The 22,956-nt window shown below is 57.8% G+C and carries 30 protein-coding genes and 1 tRNA gene; 18 read left to right on the forward strand and 13 right to left on the reverse strand.

Annotation, left to right across the window (positions count from 1 at the left end):
* The first annotated feature begins 60 nt into the window (after positions 1 to 60).
* The 6 genes from NKH35_RS22330 to NKH35_RS22355 all read left to right on the forward strand — a co-directional run bounded on the left by NKH35_RS22330 (position 61) and on the right by NKH35_RS22355 (position 3,081).
* Positions 61 to 765 (forward strand): hypothetical protein, encoded by a 705-nt coding sequence (locus tag NKH35_RS22330; RefSeq protein WP_352916430.1) that lies wholly within the window; start codon positions 61 to 63, stop codon positions 763 to 765.
* On the forward strand, positions 762 to 968 hold the full coding sequence (locus tag NKH35_RS22335; protein ID WP_352916432.1) for a hypothetical protein: 207 nt from the start codon (positions 762 to 764) through the stop codon (positions 966 to 968). The genes NKH35_RS22330 and NKH35_RS22335 overlap by 4 nt, the downstream gene beginning before the upstream one ends.
* Before the next feature lie 223 nt (positions 969 to 1,191).
* Positions 1,192 to 1,536 (forward strand): hypothetical protein, encoded by a 345-nt coding sequence (locus tag NKH35_RS22340; protein ID WP_352916434.1) that lies wholly within the window; start codon positions 1,192 to 1,194, stop codon positions 1,534 to 1,536.
* Between the two features lie 19 nt (positions 1,537 to 1,555).
* Positions 1,556 to 2,185, forward strand: coding sequence for a hypothetical protein (locus tag NKH35_RS22345; protein WP_352916436.1), 630 nt, complete (start codon positions 1,556 to 1,558; stop codon positions 2,183 to 2,185).
* Positions 2,186 to 2,281: 96 nt separating this feature from the next.
* Positions 2,282 to 2,689 carry a hypothetical protein gene (locus tag NKH35_RS22350; RefSeq protein ID WP_352916438.1) on the forward strand — a complete coding sequence of 136 codons (408 nt, stop codon included), beginning with the start codon at positions 2,282 to 2,284 and terminating at the stop codon, positions 2,687 to 2,689.
* 32 nt (positions 2,690 to 2,721) lie between these two features.
* Complete coding sequence (locus tag NKH35_RS22355) at positions 2,722 to 3,081, forward strand: hypothetical protein (RefSeq protein WP_352916440.1); 360 nt, start codon at positions 2,722 to 2,724, stop codon at positions 3,079 to 3,081.
* Positions 3,082 to 3,107: 26 nt separating this feature from the next.
* On the opposite strand, the gene NKH35_RS22360 is transcribed toward NKH35_RS22355, so the two are convergent.
* On the reverse strand, positions 3,108 to 3,443 hold the full coding sequence (locus NKH35_RS22360; protein ID WP_352916442.1) for a hypothetical protein: 336 nt from the start codon (positions 3,441 to 3,443) through the stop codon (positions 3,108 to 3,110).
* A 19-nt stretch (positions 3,444 to 3,462) separates the two neighbouring features.
* Entirely contained in the window at positions 3,463 to 3,714 is a 252-nt protein-coding gene (locus tag NKH35_RS22365) for a hypothetical protein (protein WP_352916444.1), read from the reverse strand.
* 357 nt (positions 3,715 to 4,071) lie between these two features.
* On the opposite strand from NKH35_RS22365, the gene NKH35_RS22370 reads away from it, so the two are divergent.
* Positions 4,072 to 4,302 carry a hypothetical protein gene (locus tag NKH35_RS22370; protein ID WP_352916446.1) on the forward strand — a complete coding sequence of 77 codons (231 nt, stop codon included), beginning with the start codon at positions 4,072 to 4,074 and terminating at the stop codon, positions 4,300 to 4,302.
* A 434-nt stretch (positions 4,303 to 4,736) separates the two neighbouring features.
* Here the strand turns inward: NKH35_RS22370 and NKH35_RS22375 are convergent, their stop codons facing one another.
* Complete coding sequence (locus tag NKH35_RS22375) at positions 4,737 to 4,937, reverse strand: hypothetical protein (RefSeq protein WP_352916448.1); 201 nt, start codon at positions 4,935 to 4,937, stop codon at positions 4,737 to 4,739.
* On the opposite strand from NKH35_RS22375, the gene NKH35_RS22380 reads away from it, so the two are divergent.
* From NKH35_RS22380 to NKH35_RS22415, 8 genes are all read left to right on the forward strand, one after another.
* The gene (locus NKH35_RS22380; protein ID WP_352916450.1) at positions 4,936 to 5,190 is read left to right on the forward strand and encodes a hypothetical protein; all 255 of its coding nucleotides are present in this window, start codon (positions 4,936 to 4,938) and stop codon (positions 5,188 to 5,190) included. The genes NKH35_RS22375 and NKH35_RS22380 overlap by 2 nt on opposite strands.
* A gap of 197 nt (positions 5,191 to 5,387) precedes the next feature.
* Positions 5,388 to 6,494, forward strand: a complete 1,107-nt coding sequence (locus tag NKH35_RS22385; protein WP_352916452.1) for an ATP-binding protein — start codon at positions 5,388 to 5,390, stop codon at positions 6,492 to 6,494.
* Complete coding sequence (locus NKH35_RS22390; protein WP_352916454.1) at positions 6,491 to 6,847, forward strand: STAS-like domain-containing protein; 357 nt, start codon at positions 6,491 to 6,493, stop codon at positions 6,845 to 6,847. The genes NKH35_RS22385 and NKH35_RS22390 overlap by 4 nt, the downstream gene beginning before the upstream one ends.
* Positions 6,848 to 6,863: 16 nt before the next feature.
* Complete coding sequence (locus NKH35_RS22395) at positions 6,864 to 7,349, forward strand: hypothetical protein (protein ID WP_352916456.1); 486 nt, start codon at positions 6,864 to 6,866, stop codon at positions 7,347 to 7,349.
* Positions 7,350 to 7,718: 369 nt separating this feature from the next.
* Positions 7,719 to 7,880 carry a hypothetical protein gene (locus NKH35_RS22400; RefSeq protein WP_352916458.1) on the forward strand — a complete coding sequence of 54 codons (162 nt, stop codon included), beginning with the start codon at positions 7,719 to 7,721 and terminating at the stop codon, positions 7,878 to 7,880.
* Between the two features lie 1,679 nt (positions 7,881 to 9,559).
* Positions 9,560 to 9,760, forward strand: a complete 201-nt coding sequence (locus tag NKH35_RS22405; protein ID WP_352916460.1) for a KTSC domain-containing protein — start codon at positions 9,560 to 9,562, stop codon at positions 9,758 to 9,760.
* A 330-nt stretch (positions 9,761 to 10,090) separates the two neighbouring features.
* Positions 10,091 to 10,444 (forward strand): hypothetical protein, encoded by a 354-nt coding sequence (locus tag NKH35_RS22410; RefSeq protein ID WP_352916462.1) that lies wholly within the window; start codon positions 10,091 to 10,093, stop codon positions 10,442 to 10,444.
* A gap of 46 nt (positions 10,445 to 10,490) precedes the next feature.
* Positions 10,491 to 11,450 carry a hypothetical protein gene (locus NKH35_RS22415; protein WP_352916464.1) on the forward strand — a complete coding sequence of 320 codons (960 nt, stop codon included), beginning with the start codon at positions 10,491 to 10,493 and terminating at the stop codon, positions 11,448 to 11,450.
* Between the two features lie 622 nt (positions 11,451 to 12,072).
* Here the strand turns inward: NKH35_RS22415 and NKH35_RS22420 are convergent.
* The 6 genes from NKH35_RS22420 to NKH35_RS22445 all read right to left on the reverse strand — a co-directional run bounded on the left by NKH35_RS22420 (position 12,073) and on the right by NKH35_RS22445 (position 15,646).
* Positions 12,073 to 12,378 carry an HNH endonuclease gene (locus NKH35_RS22420; RefSeq protein WP_352916466.1) on the reverse strand — a complete coding sequence of 102 codons (306 nt, stop codon included), beginning with the start codon at positions 12,376 to 12,378 and terminating at the stop codon, positions 12,073 to 12,075.
* 146 nt (positions 12,379 to 12,524) lie between these two features.
* Positions 12,525 to 13,583, reverse strand: coding sequence for a hypothetical protein (locus tag NKH35_RS22425; protein ID WP_352916468.1), 1,059 nt, complete (start codon positions 13,581 to 13,583; stop codon positions 12,525 to 12,527).
* A 494-nt stretch (positions 13,584 to 14,077) separates the two neighbouring features.
* A complete protein-coding gene (locus NKH35_RS22430; protein WP_352916470.1) occupies positions 14,078 to 14,542 on the reverse strand; it encodes a hypothetical protein in 465 nt (154 codons plus the stop codon).
* Positions 14,543 to 14,677: 135 nt separating this feature from the next.
* Positions 14,678 to 14,752, reverse strand: a tRNA-Glu gene (locus NKH35_RS22435).
* Between the two features lie 92 nt (positions 14,753 to 14,844).
* A complete protein-coding gene (locus tag NKH35_RS22440; RefSeq protein WP_023734657.1) occupies positions 14,845 to 15,252 on the reverse strand; it encodes a VOC family protein in 408 nt (135 codons plus the stop codon).
* Positions 15,253 to 15,265: 13 nt separating this feature from the next.
* Complete coding sequence (locus NKH35_RS22445; RefSeq protein WP_023734658.1) at positions 15,266 to 15,646, reverse strand: hypothetical protein; 381 nt, start codon at positions 15,644 to 15,646, stop codon at positions 15,266 to 15,268.
* A 25-nt stretch (positions 15,647 to 15,671) separates the two neighbouring features.
* On the opposite strand from NKH35_RS22445, the gene NKH35_RS22450 reads away from it, so the two are divergent.
* Both NKH35_RS22450 and rpoH read left to right on the forward strand, forming a co-directional pair.
* Entirely contained in the window at positions 15,672 to 16,730 is a 1,059-nt protein-coding gene (locus NKH35_RS22450; RefSeq protein WP_023715025.1) for an RluA family pseudouridine synthase, read from the forward strand.
* Positions 16,731 to 16,974: 244 nt separating this feature from the next.
* Positions 16,975 to 17,886, forward strand: coding sequence for an RNA polymerase sigma factor RpoH (rpoH, locus tag NKH35_RS22455; RefSeq protein ID WP_023670124.1), 912 nt, complete (start codon positions 16,975 to 16,977; stop codon positions 17,884 to 17,886).
* A gap of 146 nt (positions 17,887 to 18,032) precedes the next feature.
* Here rpoH and NKH35_RS22460 read toward each other — a convergent pair whose 3' ends face one another.
* The 4 genes from NKH35_RS22460 to NKH35_RS22475 all read right to left on the reverse strand — a co-directional run bounded on the left by NKH35_RS22460 (position 18,033) and on the right by NKH35_RS22475 (position 20,551).
* The gene (locus NKH35_RS22460) at positions 18,033 to 18,905 is read right to left on the reverse strand and encodes an MBL fold metallo-hydrolase (RefSeq protein ID WP_352916472.1); all 873 of its coding nucleotides are present in this window, start codon (positions 18,903 to 18,905) and stop codon (positions 18,033 to 18,035) included.
* Positions 18,906 to 19,050: 145 nt separating this feature from the next.
* Positions 19,051 to 19,710 (reverse strand): peroxiredoxin, encoded by a 660-nt coding sequence (locus NKH35_RS22465; protein ID WP_023711663.1) that lies wholly within the window; start codon positions 19,708 to 19,710, stop codon positions 19,051 to 19,053.
* 190 nt (positions 19,711 to 19,900) lie between these two features.
* On the reverse strand, positions 19,901 to 20,266 hold the full coding sequence (locus tag NKH35_RS22470) for a cell division protein ZapA (RefSeq protein ID WP_023670127.1): 366 nt from the start codon (positions 20,264 to 20,266) through the stop codon (positions 19,901 to 19,903).
* A gap of 12 nt (positions 20,267 to 20,278) precedes the next feature.
* Complete coding sequence (locus NKH35_RS22475) at positions 20,279 to 20,551, reverse strand: DUF4164 domain-containing protein (RefSeq protein ID WP_023670128.1); 273 nt, start codon at positions 20,549 to 20,551, stop codon at positions 20,279 to 20,281.
* Between the two features lie 267 nt (positions 20,552 to 20,818).
* Here NKH35_RS22475 and tkt point away from each other — a divergent pair, with 267 nt between their 5' ends.
* Positions 20,819 to 22,810 (forward strand): transketolase, encoded by a 1,992-nt coding sequence (gene tkt, locus NKH35_RS22480; RefSeq protein ID WP_023734661.1) that lies wholly within the window; start codon positions 20,819 to 20,821, stop codon positions 22,808 to 22,810.
* Positions 22,811 to 22,956 lie beyond the last annotated feature (146 nt).

Here is a 22,956-nt window from a genome sequence, read left to right on the forward strand (position 1 = left end):
TTCGAAAATTAAAAACCAGAAAATCAACAAAAAGGAGCGGATGGATTATGGAAATTGAGCATGAAAACGACAGGCAAAAATCTGAAATCGGCGGCACCGGATAAATCGAAGGCCTCTACCGCCAAGACCGCGAAGCAGAGAAAAAACGAATGGAAGGAACGGAAGGATAGAGGCGAGGCCGTATTCCCCCTGACCCTCAAAGTCGCAGAGGCACGAGACGCTTTCCTTGCTGCCGGCGTATTGCAGGAGTGGGACAGCGAGGATCCGAAGGAAATTGGCGAGATCGCATCTCGCATCGTGAAAGCTGTAATCAGGTTCGTGAGCGGCCATGGTAAATTGCCCTTAGATCTAGACAGAGTCGGTATCAGGACACTTGTGGGGTTGCCATCCGACCTGTTCGCCAACTGTCACCGCGAGCGGTCGCGGAACGCGTTCCAGGTCACCGATCTGCGGGCTGCTATGTTCGAGCCTCATCCTACCGGAGGCTTGATCGTGAACGCATTAACGAGTCATCTCAATCGCCAAGACCTTGATGCCGTCCTCAGACTGGCAAGAGCTTTGACCAAGGCTGAGAACAACGTTGGTTCTGCTCACATCGATGGTCGCGAATTCTTGCAAGACGTCGCCGATGTGATCAAAGCAACGGTCGAAAAAGAAACCAAGTCGTTGGCAAACCGCGTTCGTTTGCTCGAACTTGCGACGAGCCCGCAAAACGATGCCAAGCGTGGCGTTGCGAAGGCCCGCGCCACCAAGGTGAAGCTATGACCCCGTCGCAGGCAATTGCATTCGCCACTGAGGCGCTTGGCAAGGTTCGCGATAAAGTTCTTGTCGACTACGAAGCCACCCTCAAGAAGCAGGACATCAACGAGCGCGAAATCACCGTACGTCTCGCCGCCTATCGACGGCAGATGGAGACCTGGTTCCAGCGTTCGATTGAAGGGATCAAGAAGCGTTATCCAGTCCATTGAAAACCTGTCGTTGGCCTGGGCGTTTCCCCTTCCTCTCAGGCTCACTGGCCGCCGCGCTGTGACGCCAGCGTGGCGGCGCCACTAAAGGAGGTGGGGGGATCAAAATGTGGACAGCAGGCAACGCACGCCGACCGCAGATTGCTTCAGCCGCGCAATTTCTTTGTGAGCCGGCCGCCGTGGTTTCGAATTTTTTTACGCCAAGGCTGCCGAGACACTTTTAACGATGCTTGAAAGGCTCAGCAAATTGCCCGAAACCCTGAATTCACCGGCCCTTCTCCAAGCAGCAAAAGGCCTTAAAGGAGCCGACAAAAGGTCATTTCGCGACGCATTTCACCGGTTTTTCTTCAATGCCGACGTCGTTTCGCCTCATGATGCGACGCTTCTGCGCGAATTCTTCGAAGCGAAAATGAGGGCACAGCTTTTGAAGGAGATGTTGACCAGCGAGATGGAGGACGAGGGTGCTGCGAGGGTGGCTACGCCTTCTGTCCTCGCCCTCATACGACAGTCCGATGCCACCTCAAGGCTCGTGCTGAAGCTCGCCGATCGCCTCAAGTCGCCTGCTCGCTGACAGGTAAGGGTGATCCTTCGTGCCAAGCCTGCGCGTACTGGTGGGTTGCGAATACACAGGAACCGTTCGCCGGGCCTTTGCGGCTCGTGGCCACGACGCTTGGTCCTGCGATTTCTTGCCCGCTGAGGATCGCAGCAACAAACACATTGTTGGCGACATCCGACACATGCTGGCTGACGACTGGGATCTGCTGCTGGTAGCTCACCCGCCTTGCACACGACTTTGCAATTCCGGCGTGAGATGGCTTTCGAAGCCACCACGCAACCGAACGTTGCCAGAAATGTGGGACCAGCTAAATGAGGGCGCAGATCTGTTTTCGGCGTGTTGGAATGCACCGATTAAACGGATTTGTGTCGAGAACCCGGTCATGCATCGGCACGCAACGGCTCTGATAAAGGGCTATGAAAAACCGGCTCAGATCGTGCAGCCTTGGTGGTTTGGCGATCCTCAGTTCAAGGCTACGGGCCTATACCTCAGAAACCTGAAACCCTTAGTTCCAACCCAGCGCCTCAATCCGCCGCGACCCGGAACAGCCGAGCATAAGGCTTGGTCGAAAGTTCATAGAGCGTCGCCTGGTCCCAATCGTGGCCGTGAGAGGTCACGTTTCTTTGCAGGAATCGCTGAAGCTATGGCTGAGCAGTGGGGCTGATCCAAGTCACCTATCCAAGGTGATCCGCGAGTGATGTTGGCCACGCCTTGCTTATCGCATGCCATAAGTGCTTCAGTAGTTGCAGGGGGAAACTAGATGCCAAAGAAATTCACTCACACGCAAGCATTTGCACATTTTGATACGGTGCCGACGAACGTCCAATGGAGTTGGTCCGCGAGAAATGAGAGCAAAAAGATCGTCGTTGTTACTCTTTGGCAGGACGAGTTCAAAAAGGTTGACGGGAAGCTGGTCTATGCCCGGGGCGCGCTGTGGGACGACGCCAAAAGGCGAAACGGGCACAACGAGCTTATGAAGAACCTCCGCTGGGCTCTCGACAACTGTGATGGGTGGCTAAAGGTCATCGTTGCTATTCCCAAGGACAAAAACGCGCGACCCCGTTCCATTGACGAGTGTTTCCCTAGCAAGATGCAGGTCCGAGTTATGCAGCTCGACGAAGCCACCGGTGAGTTCGCGCTGGAAGCGGTATCCCGGATGGTCGCTTAACGGGCGTGGATCGCACATTTTAGGAGGGTCTAATGCCTGTCAGATATTACTCGGAAGAGAAAAAGCGGAACTTACGCGCGGTACAGATTTTCAGCATTCTCTCGGCGGCAGCCCATCGACGGGAAACCTTGACCTACGCCGGATTGGCGCAATTGCTCGGTTATGCCGGAGCTGGCGTTTTCGCTCAGACGCTCGATCTCATTTTGAGATGGTGCGCCGCCAATGAGCTGCCGCCACTGACGGTGTTGGTCGTAAATTCTGAAACCGGCCTGCCTGGAGCCGGGTTCCAAACTGCTGACGATCTCCATTCCGCAAGGGAAGAGGTTTTTAGTTTTGAGTGGCTGGACGTGTTGCCGCCGACAGTTGACGAACTGGACGCGGTCGTCGGGTAAACGCTTGGATCTGCCTCTTGGATAGATCAGCCTTTTATAGTGCCTCGCAAGGCGGCCACTTCGTCATATGAAATTGTCTCGGTGCTCCAATTCTCCTCATATCCAACGGTCGCGCGCCCCTCGACGCTGAAAGAGACATGATTGTCCCAAAACGAGTCAAATATCTGCTCGCCATCCGCGGTGTCATACGAAATGCGATAGTTTGGCCTTTGCCCTGTTCCAAGGATTCCGATCCTCATACGCGCGTTGCCGTGAAGCTTCCGGCACACAATCATGTTTTTCATCACGCCTATGACGTAGTCGAGAGGTTTGCCTAGCTTGATTGTTTTTAACGTCGCGTCGCGCGGAAGGGTCTTCGCCATATTTGGACCATTCTTGAAATTAGTACGGAAATTGAGCGAAAAGCTCGCCCATCATCTTGTCGCAAGCGGCCGGGTCTGTTGCAGCTTTGCATTCGACATTTCCCAGCGCTGTACGGGCATTTTGCCTCTTGAGCTTGGCGACCTCCTCAATGGTCAACGCTCTTTTTGTCCCGTTCTCCTCGATAGTACACGTGTCGCCGTAGCAAGTGGTTATTTGTGCCAGCGCCGATGAGCCCGAAAGGATGAACCATGTCAAAAACACCAACTTCATTTGCGACCACCTCGTTCCGAATTAGCGTGCGCCAGCTGTGACGACTTCGAGCATGAAAACGGCTCGCGGATCAATGGAGAATATGGTGGATCAGACAGACTTAAAACGATCGATGGAGATCATAGATGACACTGATTTGGAGCGCATCGCTTCGCTTGCTCTTGGGCGAATAAAGCAACTTTTTCGAGATAGACCAAACGGCGCTGGGCGGTACTCTAATCGATTGCTAGCACTTTGCCTGGTTCAGGGAGCCGCCTTGCATTTCTTGAATCAGATGACGGCATAAATGATATCGACGTTCTAGGCTTTTTCGAACGGCATCCGGAAGCAGATTTCCCTCATCGCTGGAGAGGGAACGTGGACTACGGCGCCTCCAAGTTTCGGCGCCATCCCGATGAGATCGGCTACATCGGCCGACGCATGGACATTTTCGGACGATCAATCGACCTGAACGGGCAAGCGGCGATTCCCGCCATTCAACTGTATATTTCGGGCGGAACAGCCTCTGCATGGCACTGGAGGCAGAAGGCTGGCGTTGGGATCTGGCCAGCGGAAATCCGCGGCAGGACTCTGTGGCAGCCATCCTAGCGAATTGCTGTAGTCGATTTGCCTGAGCCTCACCTTAGTGGAAGGCGACACTGTAAAATGCGACTGCCCGCCGCGCGGCGATCAGTTTCTAAACTGATGCCGTATTAATTGACGGCCCCGCCGAAAAATTAGAATACCCGGGTGGGTGGGTAATGAATGTTTTTTCTTCGTCTCGGCGCGGTAACGTTCGGTGGCATCCTTCATCGGCTGCGCTCATGCGGAAGACGCGTGCGACCCAAACTGCACGGGGGCCTGCGTTCCAATCGCTAGCGACATCGATTGCTCCTCTGGAAAGGGCAATGGTCCCGCCTACGTGCGCGCGCCGGTCATCGTTGCAGGCACGGATATATGATCTGGACCGCGATCGGCGATGGGATCGGCTGAGAAAACGGCTAGAGCCAATGCTACGGCTTGGACGGCCCGGTCCCGTTCCACTAGATGAACGCCGCTTCCTTGCCGGTGACTTCCCGCACGGCTTTCAACAGCACCTCATGCAGAACGCGCGTCTGCCGGTAGTGCTCGCAATGCGGCGATATGTATGGCTTTGCGGTGCTCAAGTGCAGCGCTTCCGCTGCCACCACAAAGCGCTCAATTTCAGCCTGTGATAATTGCAGCGAACCCTTTGATCGGGTCATGGCCCTACCCCCGAAATCTTTCCGTGTGCCAGACGATTTTGCCGTCGATCTTCATGGGCTGGTGGATCATCAGGCGCTTCGTCAGATGCTCGGGATGCCCCTCCGGCAAGGTGATTTTGATCTGCGGCTTGCAGCGGTTGCAGCCGAATTTGAGCTTCTGCGGATCTACACCGCCCTCACACATTTCACCTTTTCCAAAAATTCTCCATTGGTCAACGCTGTGATTACTTCTGTCAGCTTGCATACTATTTAGGTGTCACTACGGGCTGGCGCGAGACGCAAGGAGTAGATAACAAGCACCTAAATAGAGACGGCTGTGATTTGAAAAAACTGGACGAAACACGAAGACGCTGGTTCGCACTTCGGTCTCACAATGAGACGAGACGGCGCGATCGCGTGCGTAAACCGAGTGCATGGGGGCCGGTCAAGCGACCCGCCACTGGGTCTCGGATGGCCTATCGCGTCCAAATTTGGGAGGGCGGGGAGGTTGAATGGGCTATTTCTTCAACAGCGGGACGCAAGCCGCCCTCACCTCTCTGCTTCGATAGAAATCCCGACGACACTTATCCGTTCTTCGCAGCGCTCCGAGCGGGTTTTCAAAAGGCCATCGAGACCCATCAAGGGTTCGTTCATAGGCCAGAGGGAGGCAGGGCGTTTCCTCGAATCTCGACCTTTCACGATTTCGGCCAGCTCAGTGACATTTCTACCGCCGCATCGGTGGTCCTGGCCGCAGAATATCAGCGAATTTCTACCTTGGTCGACGTCGTGCCCCCTACGGTGAATTTGAATAAATGGAACCCAAATGTGTATGCCAAACTCACTCAGCTTGGCTTCTTCGAGATACTCGGCATCGAGAAAAAAGTCCGACCGGTCGTAAATGAAAGTGGCAAAACCCGGACCATGCGGATCGTCCGGGCGCAAAATCTTGACGCCCTTGAGTCCATTGACGAAGCGCTCAAACAGTTGGCCTTGTTCCTCGACCCGAGCGACAATCTCTCCGAAAATGTCATTGTGGAGTTTTTGACCGGTCTGAGCGAGGCGATCACAAACGTGATTCACCACGCCTATGCCGATGGGATGGAGATTCCCGACAGACACATCAACAGCCTTTGGGTCACCGCGACGGCAGACCGATTGGAAAACTCGATGACCGTTGTCGTGTATGACCAAGGCGCTACGATCCCTGTAACCTACCCAAAGATGGAAAGATTGGAAAAAGTCACCAGATATGTGGAGCGGGCAATTCGCCGGCGGCTGGAGCGGGCACTTCGCCGTCCCTCAAGCAGTCATCCATATGAAGACGACCCGACCTATATACGAGCAGCGATGCGCTACGGAGGCTCGCGCACCGATCAGCGGCACCGCGGTCTCGGGTTGCCTCAGATGTTCGATGCTTTGAAGCGCATCGGAGAGGGTAGTCTCAGCGTCTTCAGCCGCGGCGGCTGGTGCAAAAGGACGCATAATGGACGGTTTACGTCTGGTGCCCTATCATATTCAATCGGTGGAACGCTTGTCGAGTGGTCGGTTAAGCTCCCCACGCAAGGACGCACGCGATGAAAATTGATGTTGCACAGGAATTCTACACGTACCCCGCTGGGCGCTTTCCCGAAGACGGTGCGCACAATGGTCAGCTCTTCCGGGACGAGTATCTGGTGCCGCGCATCAATGAGATAATCGCCAGGGGTCTTTCAGAGGAACTGACAATCGATATCGACGGGGTCAGGTCTTTCGGATCATCCTTCTTGGAGGAGTCCTTCGCCGGACTGATACGGAACGGGATATTTCCTAAAGAGGTAGTGAAGCGGATCATTCGCATTCACTGCACGAAACCCCACCTGCTGTTCTTCAGGGATATGATCGTTTCGCTAATCGAGGATGCGCGCGTAGAAGCCCACGCACAGGTCGCCTAGTCCTATGGATAAGGTGTTGATCGCGCTCGTCAGTTTTCTGGCGGGCGTATTCTTTCAACAGTATCGAGCCGCTCGGTCAGAGGAAGGCGCACTTATCAATGAGCACATCAAGGACATCGAGAAGTTCAGCGAAGCCGCCCAAACATACTGGTTGAAAACGCCCAAGGATCTCGAGGAAGAAACATTTTTGGCTGCGAAAGTCAGGGTAACCCACGCCGGCACAACTGGGCTCTACGAGAAAATAACCCGCATTTGCGAGCCGAAGCACTCTGAGTACCAGGCTGGGATGCAGGAGCTTTACAAATCTGCCACCGGCGGGACTTTTGAAAGCGCTAGCCGCAAGTTGGACCCAGAACGTGCAATGGCGACAGCGGATCTAGCAGCGAATGCCATTCATCTTCTACGCGTCTCACGGGTCAGTCTTCTCTCGCTCGGCCACATGGGGCGAGTTACGAAGTGGTGGTTCAAGGATCTGTGGCGTGACTACGGACCAAAAGAGTAACTAGCGCTTCTGCTTAGCCATGCAGAAACCGTCGTGATGACGGTTTCTGCAATTCGTGCACACCAACACCTCCGACGTTTGATCCTCGTGTCCCGACCGAGCCGGCGCTGAAGCTCCCATCGGTCCAGCATCTTGATGTGATCGCAGGCATAGCAATTGCCCGGGACGACGTACCACTCCTCCATACGCACGGCAGATAATGTTGGCTTTTCCCGCACAGGGATAGCAGGGCCGCTCGCACTTCGCGTTACAGAGCACAGCCACGATGTCGCCGACCGTGGGCTTCTCCGACGCAGTCATGAGCTTCAGGGCGCAAAAGTACGCCGTGTTCGATATCAATCGAACGTCTTTGCCCGCCGTGGCTCTCGCATGATCGGCAGGCAGCACGTCTTCACCACCGATGTCGAGATCGAGAAGATCGTCGCAGCCCGCACCACAGACTGGCCCCGAGCCGCGCGGGACCCGGCGACGAAGTTGGCAGTCTGGTTCCACCGGCAAAACCAGAACCTCGTGAAGGAGTTCAGGCTGTGAGCGACCCTGCGCCTACCATCGTCACAAATTCACTGCCGCCCACTAAAATAAATCGTCAACGTTGAGCGGCCAAAATAGCGCGACACCTCTTTGACCATCCCATGCCGGCTGAGGTGCTAGCGGAACCTTGGATGGAACCACCCCCGGGAGGCCAGGCTCATCGCCGCCACAGTCGCCAGGTCGGGCTCCCCGTGCTCCCTCGCGACCCCCACGGCCATTGCGACCTGCGCGCCCTGGCCGTCCTGCTCGACCGGGAGATAGATCATAGTTCACAAAGCCAAAGTTTGTTATTGCATTAGGACTGCCACCAAGGACCAGCGTCCCGCCGTCCGCTCCGTTCCCCCCGGCGCCACCGCTACCCCCAACTCCCCCGCTACCACCGTTGCCCCCGGCTCCGCCACGTACGGTGCATGTTCCGCCAGGATAGTTGGTTGAGTAGCCGAATTTCCCTTCGCCTCCATCACCTCCATCACCTCCATCCTGCCCATCCTGCCCATCGCCACCCCCCTCGCCGTCTTGCGCAACAACTTTTATCCGCATGTCAAAGTAGGTTGGCTTTGGGGCGCCCGGTTGAATGCGGATCTCTTGGGCGATCAGGAAAACGGGGATGGGCTTCGGGGCACTAGCACCAGAGTTCCCGCTTGCACCAGCCAAGCCATTTGCCCCGTCACCGCCTTTTTCCCCATAGGTTGCTTTCTGTCCCCTTTGCGCTGGCGCGAACGGCGCGATGCCGCTTTGATTTCCGGCCCGCCTCCCGTCGTCGAAAACAATAGAAATTGTATCTACCGGGGCTGCGACGTTTATTATTCGCGCAACCACAGCAAAGAAGTGTGTGTCCTTGTAATTCATTACAAGCGTAGACTCAGGGCTAAATGTAATAACATCAGCTTTCAGTATTGCTATTTTGTTAAACGTTACCTGTTTATCGACACGAAACAGGTTCCCCTGAATTGGCGCATCCTTTATCTGATCTATAATATCTTGGACACGCGGATCGGCAGGTAGAGCAGCCATTATCACCCCCAATTAAAAGTAGAACTGTAAGCTATTGTACAACTTCAGCAATGTCGAGCCTGCCTGCGCCCTATAAAAGCGGCCGGCTCGACGGAGGCCGCTCGCGCGTCAGTCCACAAAGCCAGTTATCGTGATGCACGATTGCGTCCAAGATCGTCGACTCATAGACACTCCCTGTGTCTTGCTCGATCTCGCTGCTGTCGATCCCTGGCGTCGGCGACCGCTGTGTACAAGCCTCCAGATGGCCTGAGTACCACGTGGAAGAGTGGCGCGGAGAGCAGTTTGTCTCATCTTACGTCACAAGCGCCGAAGATCCCTTAGCGGCAGTGGAGAAGGCTACCGGCCGACGAGTGTCGCCAAGAGCGCTTCAGGAGCACTGGTTTAGGGTGGTCAATGAGGACGCGGGCAGCACGCACGACGTCAGTCTTGAAGATCGTGCTGCTGGGGAGTTCGCAAAATGACGAGAATTGCGGACTTAAGGCCACCTAGATGCGGTACGACCCACGAGCCCTCGCCAGACGGGCACGATCATTTCCACCTTTGCCCGATCTGCGGTCAGCAGATCGACCGCAGCGACTTCCGGCAAGTGATGTGGCACGAGCAGCCAGACCTCGAGCCCTTGGAACTGGAGCATTAGGAGGGCGCGGTTACAGGGTAGCTCTAGGATGCCGTCTGCCTCGCCAAGCAAGTTCGACTATGATCCAAATACCAAGGTTCTCTCGGTCTGGTTTGTGGCCAGCGGGAAGCACTACGAGTTCTTGGAGGTGCCGCCCGAGGCCTGCGACGCGTTTCAATCTGCGTTCGCTAAGGGCGGCTACTTTAACAGCCGCATCCGCAACCACTACGCATTCCGGCTTGCCGAATGAAGACGAGGTGCTCCATCTGGCGATTGCAAAACACTCCCGCCCCGAAGCATGCAGCGGCTTGACCTCATATCCTCCTAGAGGTGGTCCCACCGTGGGACGGATAGACTGGGGTCAGCAAATTGTGCGAATTTGCGATAGGGCCGGTTTCGGGATGAGTGGTCAGAAGCCGGTCGACCGACTTGCAATGTGCTGATCTCGCGGAGTGTGTTGAGGTCGTCTCACCGTGAGACAAGTCGAGATCAGCAGGGTGAAGCCGAATCCTGACTCGGATGGCGGCACCGCCTACCTTATATAGATACCAACGGCCTGCTGGGCCTGTTGGAGGGCACCATGAAGGCGGAGCAATTCTTCACGCCGTTTACGTACAGGACTGCTGTCGCGAGGGAAGCTGCTCAACGCGTCCTGGAATTCTTTGAGTACCTGGTTCTTTTGTGGGCTTTTTGGGCAGGCTACATGAAAATACAGAGCAACGTTTTGTGGGTCTGCTCGCTGGTGATCAGCTTGTCGATCCTGGTTTTCTTTCATTCGCTTCTGCCGCAGACCATTTTGTATCCATCTAACCCAAGGCTAGAATGGATCTACAACATCGCCATGTCGTTAGGGATGACGTTACTGGTGGCTGCCTTAATGGTGCTCTCGGTGAGGGCAATCGCCGGTCTTATCCTCACGGGAAGCAATGAGTAAGCCACCTAAACGTCCAATCGATCTAAGGCGCGAATCCGGATTCTCGATGACAATCGGGGGCCAGGGCGACGGTGCAGCTGTTATAGATATGGTCGCGACCGCAGGGTCTGCTTTTGTGATAAAGCAGAACTCGGTGCATGAGATCAGACTCGCGGATCAAATTGATCCTGATCGCACAAACATTAATGTCCCCAACACTCAACAATTGTTCGCTGAGGCTGGTTCGGATTCCGACATCGTCGCCCGAACATTCCTTTCGGCCGACGCACTTTTTACAAAAACTCATTTTCCGGATGAGAAGGTGAGAGACCGAGTAGTTTTGGTCTCGGCCGAAATCATGACCCACCTTCTGGCAGCGCAGAAGGTTCTTGATCACCTACAGGCAGACCAAGAAAAGCGAATTGCCGATGTAAAGGCGTCGAACGATCCGACAAGATTGCCAGCTGTTACGGAGGTCGAGAATCGAGCGAACACGTTCATCCAAAAATCAGAGCACGCGCTTCAGGCAATTAATCGCCTTGCTGAAATCTTTTATGGTTCGCAAATGAAGGCGGAGGGAAAATTTCCCGACAACCTCGCTCTGACCTTTGCGAAGGCTTTTGGAGAGGATGCCCAATCAACCACATTTGCAAAATCCATGGCGGTTTTTGGCCATCATGTTCGCAACACACGACATTGCGTCGAACACCGGAACGAAAATCAGCGGATCGTAGCGAAGGACTTTCAGCTCAGGTCAGACGGAAAAGTTTACCCACCGTCGATCGCAGTGGTACACCCTAAAACTCCCCTGGAGGAAACCGAACTCACGGCCTTCATGTCGGACTGGATCGAGGGACTGCTGGCTGTTACCGAAACGCTGCTCCTCTATCTCGCTGACAAAAATCACGTTCCTTTTGGAAACTTCCCGATGGGGGTGGGTTACGTACCCGAGGATCAGCGGCGCCTGCACAAAGTACGCGTGGGCTACATAATAAACATGGGCGGCAAATTGCAGCGCATAGGCTAGGTGTTGCGGCCGCCGTCCACTGCCGCCAAAGCCGTCATAATCGCGCCAATCGCGATTGTCGGCGGCATCAAACGGTAGCTTGGATTTCCCCAGCTGCCACAAGGTAGGTCGGCGCGTGACAATTTGCGAATAAATTGATTTCGACAAGGACAAACTTCTTCTTCGCATATAAATTTCCGAATTTGTAGTACTTATCGGTCACAACCAAATCTATCTGGTGCAAGTATTCATTGATGTTATCTAGCTAGTCACCTCCGATATATGTGAAATCGCGGGGCGGTCCTTGGCGATAATGTATTGCTTCAGATATGATTTAAATCCACCATGACCTAACTCCTGCACTGCAAATGAGTGGGCAATTTTGCCAGAAGCTGGCGAAAATGGCCATCCCAGAACGTCTGCATGAATTTGTGAGCCCCTTTCCCAAGAGATTGAAATCGTGGGTTGCGCAGCATTGCGCCCTGAAAGTCTGGGCTGAACATTGAAACCATGGAATATTTGTTCTCTGGATCAACAACGCCATGAAAAATGGTTGGCGGGCCCTGGGGTGGTCAGCATCGAAGATACAGCGGCAAGCCCTCAATTTTCATTTGTTGAGTGCGCTGGCTGTCGTCAGGCCCGCTTATGGCAAGTGAGTCTGACGCGTACTTTTCTTTCTCCCGGAGAATATCCCCAGCGCCCCTCGGGCGAAACGAAATGTGTCTCGCAAGAGCCGCTGCTCAAATCGACCGGTGATGGCCGCACAGCGCTCGCAACTCGATCCTGGCAAGATTAAGTTCCCCCCGAGTCCTTTGGGTATGATGTGCTCTTCGGTGAGCCGAATTTGCGGCGGCTCGCGATCGCAGTAGATACACCTCCCGACACCAACTTTTGGTCGCCGTATCTCTGGCTCCCCTGGCCGCGAAATCCTGTGGGTTGATATGATCACTTGTTCTCAGTCGGGGGCCAATTTGCCTTCAGCATCACTGTCGCGAAAATCTTGCATTGAAGCATGCCGCAAACCCTGCTCGCCACGCAAGTGCTTCACACGCCCGACTAGGCCCGGCTTAACCCAAACCGTCGCCAGCCGCTTCATCAGTCCGGCAGGCTTCCATATGGCTGTAGCCAGTCCTGCACCCACTGAGGGAGAGGACTCATTTCTAGAAGACTGTTTTTGGCATCAGTGATGGACTGCGAACCTGTCCTAGACGCTCTTTCGAGCCTGCCTATTGCCTCTAAGACATCTAAAGCTGCAGCGCGATCGCCATAGGCCTTCAACATATCGTTCCAATGAATAATGGAGGCGGCAACTACCGCGAGAGTCGTTAAATGAATTTCCGGCGATTTGGGCTCCTGGTGGCGATGCGTAAATTTGTGGCGGACCTTAAATAGGTTGCGAACAAGGTCAGCTGGCGCGGGGCGGCAGAGCGTCGAGACATAGGTCTCCATGCTCGCCCATCTTGCGCTGTCGTTCTCGCCAAACAGAATGTCCAGCGTTCCAACCGCTTGAGACACAAATTGACCGAGTGTCGTCGAATTGAACGCTAGCATCAAAGCGTGCGCACAGCTTTCGACCCCTCCAGAAGCTTGGCCGTTGAGTAGATTTGCACAGATGGTTGGTGCACCAAGAATTGCGGCATCGACGTCGGCCATCGTTCGCTTACCGAAGGGCTTCATCATCATGGTATTCGGCCAGCTAAGTGGCTGAGCATGGCCGGACATCCAAAACCTTTCTCGGTCAAAAACAATCGGCAATTCTGGATGTTCGGGGACGCGATTTACCCATAGCGGGACAGGCAGCGATCGGACGCCTCCTCGACCAGCGCCGGTGACTAACTCATACATTGGCTTGTAGAGGGCCATGACATTTAATGCCGAAATGATCTGTTCGGCCTTGAGGCTGGCCCGTTGCCAGCCCGAATAGTCAATTTCTTCCATGAAGCACTTAACCATCAACATTGCGTCGGGCTTCATTCGATCGCGTATCATGGCTACATTACCGCCGAATCCATCCGGACTTTGAACAAGCGCGTCGATGGCGTCGGGTTCAGGACTCACGAGAGCCCAATCCCTGTTCAAGAGCTCTAAGGTGATGTCGGCGGGATCCATCAATATTCCACGCACAGGTAAAAGTGCGTAGCGTTCCTTAGCCATTATACAGTGCCTCCCGATAGCGAAATCAATGACGCCTTTCCTGGAGTCGTTCAACCGCCCCTGATGCGCGTCACACCGGCCGGCACGCCAGGAATTATACGGTCATCATCCGGTCGGAGTTTGCGGAACGCCGGTTTTGCAGCAAGGGCGAAGCGCGGCCGGCGGGGCTGGCGCAGGTCCCGTGTATAGCGCACTACGGGGCACAGCGGGCGCAGGCAGACATTTCCGCTCGCCCTAAATCTGCGGCCACCCAAAACGCTTGGTCGCGATCATTGAAAGGTCCGTGCCACTTTCCGTTCCGGCCGGAATCTTCTCCATGAATACCGGCACCGTGATTGCATGCGGAGCAATCGGCGCGATGGATCCGGCCGCGATCTCTGGTCCAGTTTTCATAGACATAAAACGACATGGGAAGCCTCCGCTTTCATTGAGGCTTCCCACTAAGAGCATTTCCGGCTGCGAAACTAGTTCACTAAACAGAATTATTTCGCCGCCTATCCCGTCACTCGCAACGCTGCTTGCTGGTCTATCATGAAGCCGCCACGGCGGCGCCGGAAGCCCTTGAAGGTGTCATCGACCATGGCGGTAGCATCGGGATAGAGAATGCAGCTGTAAGACTGGCCGGCCATCATTGCCGCGATCTCCCTGGCGTGTTCCGGGTTGTCGGCGAGGCATCGCTCGACATGAGAATCTAGGACTGGCTTCCAGTTCTCGATATCGATCATGACCGCGTCCGAAGCCTCACGGCGGAGGCGCGCAAAGATGGTCCGGATATCGAACTCGCGCATGGTCTGGCTATAGTCCAGGCCGCGCCGGTTGGCGTCCGAAACGAACCTCTCAAAATCGGCTTGGCCCGGTGTGCCTTCAATCAGGTCCAGGAGATCGGGCAGCTTCGAAAGGATCATGCCGGCGACGCCAAGGATGACAGGGGAGAATAACAGGATGTCAGACCAAACCATTTCCGCAATTCCTCTAGCCTGAGGCATCGCCGGGACCTATCGAAAAAGGCGATAGCGTCCACAGCAGTCCATATCCGTTTATTACACGGATATTACACGGCGGCGGCCGGATTTGCAATAAACCCTTGATTTTCTTGGTACGCCCAAGGGGAATCGAACCCCTGTTCCCGCCGTGAGAGGGCGGTGTCCTGACCGCTAGACGATGGGCGCGTTCAAGAACCGGCGATATAGGCTGACGGTTTGGAAAAAGCAACTGGGCTTCGAACGGCCGGGCCGCTTCTGTGGAATGTCGGTTTGCGGACCTAACGTTTCGGCTCGATCAAATCCCACAGATTGCCGTAGAGATCGGCGAACACGGCCACCGTACCATAGAGCTCATGGCGCGGCGCTTCGCGGAAGTCGACGCCCTTTGCCGACATTGCTCTGTGGTCGCGGGCAAAGTCGTCGGTTTCGAGGAACAGGAAGACGCGGCCGCCTGTCTGGTTGCCGATGCTCTTCTCTTGCGCCTCGCCGTCAGCCTCGGCCAGAAGCAGCCTTGCGCCGTGACCGTTCGCCGGCGCCACCGTTACCCAGCGCTTGCCGCCGCCGAGATCGACATCTTCGGTCAGCAGAAAGCCGAGCCGTTCGACATACCAGGCAATCGCCTCGTCATAGTTGGCGACGACCAGCGCGACGGTCGCGACCCGGCGATGTCTGGCAAAGCCGCTCACAATTGCCGCCCGCTCATTTGTTGCGGATGGCAAAGCGGCCGATGAGGCGGCGCTCCGTCATGTCGTAGACGAAGATGGCGCGGCTGCCATCGGCAAGCTCGGTGTCGATTGAAATTCGGTTTCCCGACAGCGACTGGCTGATCACCTTGGCCCCGACCGGCAGCACGATGTCCTCGGCCAACGGCTCGCCACCCGGCACCTGGATGTCACTGGCGAGCGGCGGGTTCGCGGGCGGCGCTTTGCGCGATTTGTAGACAATGGCCGCGATCACCACCATAAGGGCCAGCAAAAGCAGGCCGAGATTGATGGCCATGAAACGGATGAGCCTGCCGCGCACCTTTTCGATCTCGGGATCGAGCGGCTTTTCTTCTTCGTCGGCAACGGGCCGGGCCATGGCAGAACTTTCCGGAACTTTTTCGATGAGCGCTCATAACGAAGAGACCCCTGAATTGATAGAGGCTGGACAATTCATAGAGGCGGCGCCGACCGTGCTCGAAGCCGGCGCGGAAGCGGCCGGCCAACGCCTCGACCAATGGCTGGCGAGCGCCCTCGGGCCTGACATGTCGCGCAGCCGGGTGCAGATGCTGATCCGGCAAGGTGCCGTTTCGATCGACGGCAAGCCGGTCGACGAGACCAAGCGCAAAATGAGTGCCGGCGAGCGCGTATCGGTCGTCATGCCCAAGCCCGAACCGGCCGAACCGCAAGGCGAGCCCATCGCGCTCGACGTGCTTTATGAGGACGACGAGCTGATCGTCATCAACAAGCCGGCCGGCCTCGTCGTCCATCCCGGCGCCGGCAACTGGACCGGCACGCTGGTCAATGCCCTGATCCACCACTGCGGCGACAGTCTTTCAGGCATTGGCGGCGTCAGGCGGCCGGGCATCGTCCATCGGCTGGACAAGGAAACCAGCGGCGTCATGGTGGTGGCCAAGACCGACCGCGCCCACAAGGCGCTGTCGGAGGCCTTTGCCGACCACGGCCGCACCGGCGACCTCGAACGTGCTTATTTGGCGCTGGTCTGGGGAATCCCGTCGCGGCCGACCGGAACGGTCGACGCGCCGCTTGGCCGTGCCGCCGACCGCGTGCGCCGCGCCGTCGTGCCGGAAGGCCGTGACGATGCCCGCCACGCCGTGACCCATTTCACCGTCAAGGAGCGTTTCGCCGAGGGCCAGCAGGCGTTCGCCACCGCCAGCCTGGTCGAATGCCGGCTGGAAACCGGCCGCACCCACCAGATCCGCGTTCACATGGCTCATATCGGCCATCCCGTCATCGGTGACCCCGATTACGGCCAGGCCTTCCGCACCAAGGCCAACCGGCTGCCCGAACTGCTGAAGGGTCAGGTCAAGGCATTTTCCAGGCAAGCTTTGCATGCCTGGCTTCTTGCATTTCGGCACCCGGCTACCCATTTATCGATGAGGTTCGAGGCGCCGATACCGGGGGACATGGAGGAACTCGTCGGCGGCTTCCGCAAACTCTGAACCCGAGCAATTCCAGGAAAAGTGTGAAACGGTTTTCCGTCCGGAATTGCGTTTAAACAAGCCAGCTAAAACCTGAGCGGCATTGTTCACTTCAGCGTGACACACTGTTTCGTGTTGAACAAATGCCTGTCTTTTCTGGTTTTGTTCCTATATAAATCAGTTGCCGCGGGCGAGCCTTTTGGTGCTCGCGTCACATGCCCGCCGCGTTTCGGGGGCATCACTCCAATAGAGAGGGGGCGCAATCATGGCCCAGTCACTACCCAGTATTGTTTCCGGCGAAGGCGGCCTCAGCCGCTACCTGGAAGAAATCCGCCGCTTTCCGATGCTTCAGCCGCAGGAAGAGTACATGCTCGCCAAGCGCTACGCCGAGCATGAAGACACTTCCGCTGCGCACAAGCTCGTCACCAGCCATCTTCGGCTCGTCGCCAAGATCGCCATGGGCTATCGCGGCTACGGCCTGCCGATCGGCGAAGTGATCTCGGAAGGCAATGTCGGCCTGATGCAGGCCGTCAAGAAATTCGAACCCGAGCGTGGCTTCCGCCTCGCGACCTACGCCATGTGGTGGATCAAGGCCTCGATCCAGGAGTACATCCTGCGCTCGTGGAGCCTGGTCAAGATGGGCACGACCGCCAATCAGAAGCGCCTGTTCTTCAACCTGCGCAAGGTGAAGGGCAAGATCCAGGCGCTGGACGATGGCGACCTCAAGCCCGACCAGATCACCGAGATCGCCACCCGGCTGAACGTGTCGGAAGCTGAAGTCGTGTCGATGAACCGCCGCCTGTCCGGCGACGCGTCGCTGAACGCGCCGATCCGCGCCAGCGAAGGTGAATCCGGCGAATGGCAGGACTGGCTGGTCGATGACCACGAAAGCCAGGAAGACATGCTGATCGAGCAGGACGAGCTGGAAAACCGCCGCGGCATGCTGTCGGGCGCTCTGGCCGTGCTCAACGATCGTGAGCGGCGCATCTTCGAGGCCCGCCGCCTCGCCGAGGAGCCGCTGACGCTGGAAGAACTGTCGTCCGAGTTCGACATCAGCCGCGAGCGCGTGCGCCAGATCGAGGTGCGCGCCTTCGAGAAGGTGCAGGACGCGGTCAAGGCCGCCGCCAAGCGCCAGATGCAGGCGCTGCGCACGATCGAGGCGCAGCCGGCGGCCTAAGGCTGGGTTCGGTTAAGGAACAGAAGGCGGCGTCGGGAAACCGGCGCCGCCTTTTTTGTTTTGTCGTCCGTCGGCGGTTAGCGAAAGTCGGACAACAGCTGATCTCCCCCCTTGAGGGGGAGATCGGCAGCTTCGCCACTGCCCTCTCAAAGCCCATCAAGCGGAAACTTCAGATACCGCCTCCCATTGGCCTCCGGTTCCGGCAGCCGTCCACCATTCATGTTGACCTGCAGCGCATGCAGGATCAGCCGCGGCATCGGCAGTGTCTTGTCGCGCGCTTCGCGCAAGTCGACGAACTCGGCTTCGCTGCGCGCCGCAACGAGGTGGATATTCTTTGCCCTCTGCTCGGCGACCGTGCTCTCCCAGCACGGCTCGCGGCCGCCGGCCTGATAGTCGTGGCCGACGAACACGCGCATATCGTCCGGCAGCGCCAGAATGCCCTCAATCGAATGCCACAGCCGCGCGGCACTGCCGCCGGGAAAGTCCGTCCTTGCCGAGCCGCTGTCGGGCATGAACAGCGTGTCGTGGACGAAGGCGGCGTCGCCGACGACATAGGTGATCGAGGCGAGCGTGTGGCCGGGCGAGAACAGCACCTTGACCGGCAGGTTGCCGATCATGAACGTTTCGCCTTCCCCAAACAGCCGGTCCCACTGCGAGCCGTCTGCGGGGAAATCCGGCCAGTTGTAGATCGCCTTCCACAGCGCCTGGACTTCGATGATCCTGTCGCCGATCGCCGTCGGCGCGCCGGTCTTTTCCCGGAGATAGTGCGCCGCCGAGAAATGATCGGCATGCGGATGGGTGTCCAGGATCCACTCGAGCTCCAGCCCGTTTTCGCGGATAAAATCCAGCAAGGCGTCGGCATTCTTCGTCGCCGTCGCGCCGGATTTTTCGTCGAAATCGAGGATCGGGTCGATGACGGCGCAGCGTCTCGTCACCGGGTCGGTGACGACATACTGGATGGCGCCGGTCGGCTTGTCGTAGAAGCCGGCGACCTCAGGTTTGGCCGAAGCGATGTCCAATGTCCGGCCCCCCTGCCCCTTGCCCGACAGGAACCGTTTTCTCCGTCGGGTTGAACAAGAGCATGGTCATCTGGCAAAGCGCGCCGGTCAAGCACGCCTTGCCACAAATAGGACTGAAGCCCCAAATAGCTCCGACGGAGAAAACCTAGGCTGACGGCTGCTTGGTCTTCCTGAGATAGGGCAGGATCGTCTCGAAAGCGCCAAAACGCTTGACCGCATCTTCGTTCGAAACCGCGGCGGTGATGATCACATCCTCGCCCTGCTTCCAGTTGGCCGGCGTCGCCACCTGGTGCTTGGCGGTCAGCTGCATGGAATCGACCGCGCGCAGGATCTCGTCGAAGTTGCGGCCCGTCGTCATCGGGTAGGTCAGCACCAGCTTGATCTTCTTGTCCGGCCCGATGACATAGACCGAGCGCACCGTGGCGTTGTCGGCCGGCGTGCGGCCTTCCGACGTCTCGCCGGCGCCCGCCGGCAGCATGTCATAAAGCTTGGCCACCTTGAGGTCCTTGTCGCCGATCAGCGGGTAATTCACCGTCTGGCCGGTCGCCGTCTTGATGTCGGCCTGCCACTTGTCGTGGCTCGCAACGGGATCGACGGAAATGCCGATGACCTTGACGTTGCGCTTCTTGAACTCGCCTTCGAGCCCCGCCATCGTGCCCAGCTCGGTGGTGCAGACCGGGGTGAAATTCTTCGGATGGCTGAACAGGATCGCCCAGCCGTCGCCGATCCAGTCATGAAACTTGATCGGCCCTTGCGTGGTATCGGCGGTGAAGTCAGGCGCGATGTCGTTGATACGAAGGCTCATGGCATTATTTCCCCAGCAACAGATTTCGTCAGGAGCGGCCGTGGACGGCGTCAACGCTCCGGCATTCCCGCATCTTAGCGCAAAAATCGCGGCTGCAGGACAATAGGAAACTATTATTGGCGACGGAACGAGCACTTTCGTTCTACGGACCGACGTTGGGCCGACAATCTTTCGTTTGTGCGGGGAAGGCTCAGGCCTTGTTGACCGCCAGCGACGTGGCCAGGTCTTCCATGCGCTGGGCGAGCGCGCCGAGCGCGCTGGTCAGCACGGTGTCGTTCTTGTCGGCCTTGGTCAGCGCTTCGTCGCGCGTCTTGCGCAGCGTCTGCACTTCGGTCTCCATGCCCTTGACCCGCTTCTGCAGCTCCGAAAGCTCGTCCATCACCATGATACCGGCCATCACCGTCAGCCGCTGGTCGCCGATCTCGCCGAACGAATCCTTCAGATGCGAGACATAACGGTCGAACCGCTCGGCGAGGTCGATCAGGTGCTCCTCCTGACCCTCGTCGCAAGCCATGCGATACTGCTTGCCGTCGATGGAAACCGTGACCTGTGCCATGGCCTGCAGCTCCTACCTGTCCAGCACCGCGCGGATGGTTTCCATGGCGGTCACCAAGCGGCGCGACACTTCCTTGTTGGCATCTTCCAGCCGTTCGGCGCGGGCTTCGGAATTGTCGAGTTCCTGCGCCAGCCGTGAACGGTCGGCGTTCATGCGCTGCACCTCAGCCTCGGCTTCGGAATAGTCGCGCTCGTGCTCGAGCTTGGCCGCGACGGCGTTTTCCAGCCCCTCGATGGCCTTGCCCAGCCTGTGGATGACTTCCTTGAGTGTGGTTTCGCCGGTCATGGCCTTCGTCCTGTGCCCTGCCCATCACCGAATCGCTTCGCGTTCAGAACGCGTTAACAAGGAAACATTAGGCACCGGGTGAAGGCAACGTCAACAAAGCTCTCGCGACTGTCCCCCGCTAACGCTAATGTAGGTCGCCCCATAAGGTCTCAAAGCCATCACAAGACCGGCAAATGTGCTGCCGATTTGTTGACTAAAAGCCCGTGGCTGCTATGGCACTCTTTCCTGGGCTCTGCCAAGCCCACAAATTCCCACCCCGGAGGTACCATGACGTCGCGTGAACAACATGACCGGATGGCCAATGCGATCCGTTTTCTCTCCATGGACGCCGTCGAGAAGTCCCAGTCCGGCCATCCCGGCCTGCCCATGGGCTGCGCCGACATCGCCACAGTGCTGTTCACCCGCTTTCTGAAATATGATCCGAAGAACCCCCATTGGCCGGACCGAGACCGCTTCATCCTGTCGGCCGGCCATGGTTCTATGCTGCTCTACTCGCTGCTGCATCTGACCGGTTACGAGGACATGACCCTCGACCAGATCAAGCATTTCCGCCAGCTGGGTTCCAAGACTGCCGGCCATCCCGAATACGGCCATGCCACCGGCATCGAGACGACGACCGGCCCGCTCGGCCAGGGTCTCGCCAATTCGGTCGGCTTCGCGCTCGGCGAGCGCATCATGAACGCCGCCTTCGGCAACGACCTCGTCGACCACTACACCTATGTGCTGGCCGGCGACGGCTGCCTGATGGAAGGTGTTTCCCAGGAAGCCATCGCGCTGGCCGGCCACCTCAAGCTCAACAAGCTGATCGTCTTCTGGGACAACAACAACATCTCGATCGACGGTCCGGTTTCGCTTGCAGACAACACCGACCAGGTCGCCCGCTTCCAGGCCTCGGGCTGGAACGCCAGCCACATTGACGGCACCGACCCCGAGGCGATCGCCTACGCCATCGAAGCCGCCCGCCATTCCGACAAGCCGACGATGATCGCCTGCAAGACGACCATCGGCTTCGGCGCCCCGACCAAGGCCGGCACCAACAAGGCCCACGGTTCGCCGCTCGGTGCCGACGAGATCGCAGGCGCGCGGAAATTCTTCAACTGGGACTCGCCGCCCTTCGAAATTCCGGCCGACATTCTCGACGCCTGGCGCACCGCCGGCAAGGCCGGCGTCAAGCCGCGCACCGACTGGGAAGGCCGCCTGGCCAAGGCCAAGCCTGAGTTGAAGACCGAGTTCGAGCGCCGCCTCGCCGGCAAGCTGCCGTCGAATTTCGATGCCGTCATTGCCGACTACAAGAAGAAGCTGTCGGCCGACAAGCCGAAGGTCGCCACCCGCAAATCGTCGGAAATGGCGCTGGAAGTCATCAATGGCGCGGTGCCGGAAACCATCGGCGGCTCTGCCGACCTCACCGGCTCCAACAACACCAAGACCAGCCAGACCAAGAACATCACGCCGGACGATTACGGCCAGCGCTATGTCCACTACGGCATCCGCGAGCATGGCATGGCGGCCGCCCTCAACGGCCTGACGCTGCATGGCGGCCTCATCGCCTATGGTGGCACCTTCATGTGCTTCTCCGACTATGCCCGTCCGTCGATGCGGCTGGCGTCGCTGATGGGCATCCGCTCGATCTTCGTCATGACCCATGATTCGATCGGTTTGGGCGAAGACGGCCCGACCCACCAGCCGGTCGAGCACCTGGCGGCGCTCCGCGCCATCCCCAACCACAATGTCTTCCGCCCGGCCGACGCGGTGGAAACCGCCGAATGCTGGCAGATCGCCATTGAATCGGAAAAGACCCCGTCCACCCTGGCGCTCACCCGTCAGAACCTGCCGACGGTGCGCACCGAGCACTCGGCCAGGAACCTCTCGAGCCAGGGCGCCTATGAACTGGCCGCGGCGAGCGGCGAAGCGGCGGTGACGATCTTCGCCACCGGCTCCGAGGTCGAGATCGCGCTCGGCGCCCGTGATTTGCTTGAAAAGCACGGGCACCCGACCCGCGTCGTCTCGGTGCCTTGCTTCGAACTGTTCGACCAGCAGAGCGACGCCTACCGCAAGGAGACGATCGGCAACGCGCCGATCAAGATGGCGATCGAGGCTGGCATCCGTCAGGGCTGGGATCACCTGATCGGCTCCGACGGCATCTTCATCGGCATGACCGGCTTTGGCGCTTCCGGCACCATCGAGCAGCTCTACCCGCATTTCGGCATCACCGCCGAAGCCGCGGCCAAGGCGGCGGAAGCCCGCCTGCACGGCCAGTAAGATCAGGGTCAGTCCCGCGCACCTCCGAGGCGGATTCGCGGGGTGGACCAACCTAATCGATTTAAATTCGGCCTTCTGCGGCTGGATTCTTGTGCCATCCGCCGCTATGAAGCTGCGGACCCATCTGCCGCCTCCAGCTCCCAGGG

It is taken from the genome of Mesorhizobium sp. M1143 (genome assembly GCF_040318435.1).
Taxonomy (GTDB): Bacteria; Pseudomonadota; Alphaproteobacteria; order Rhizobiales; family Rhizobiaceae; genus Mesorhizobium.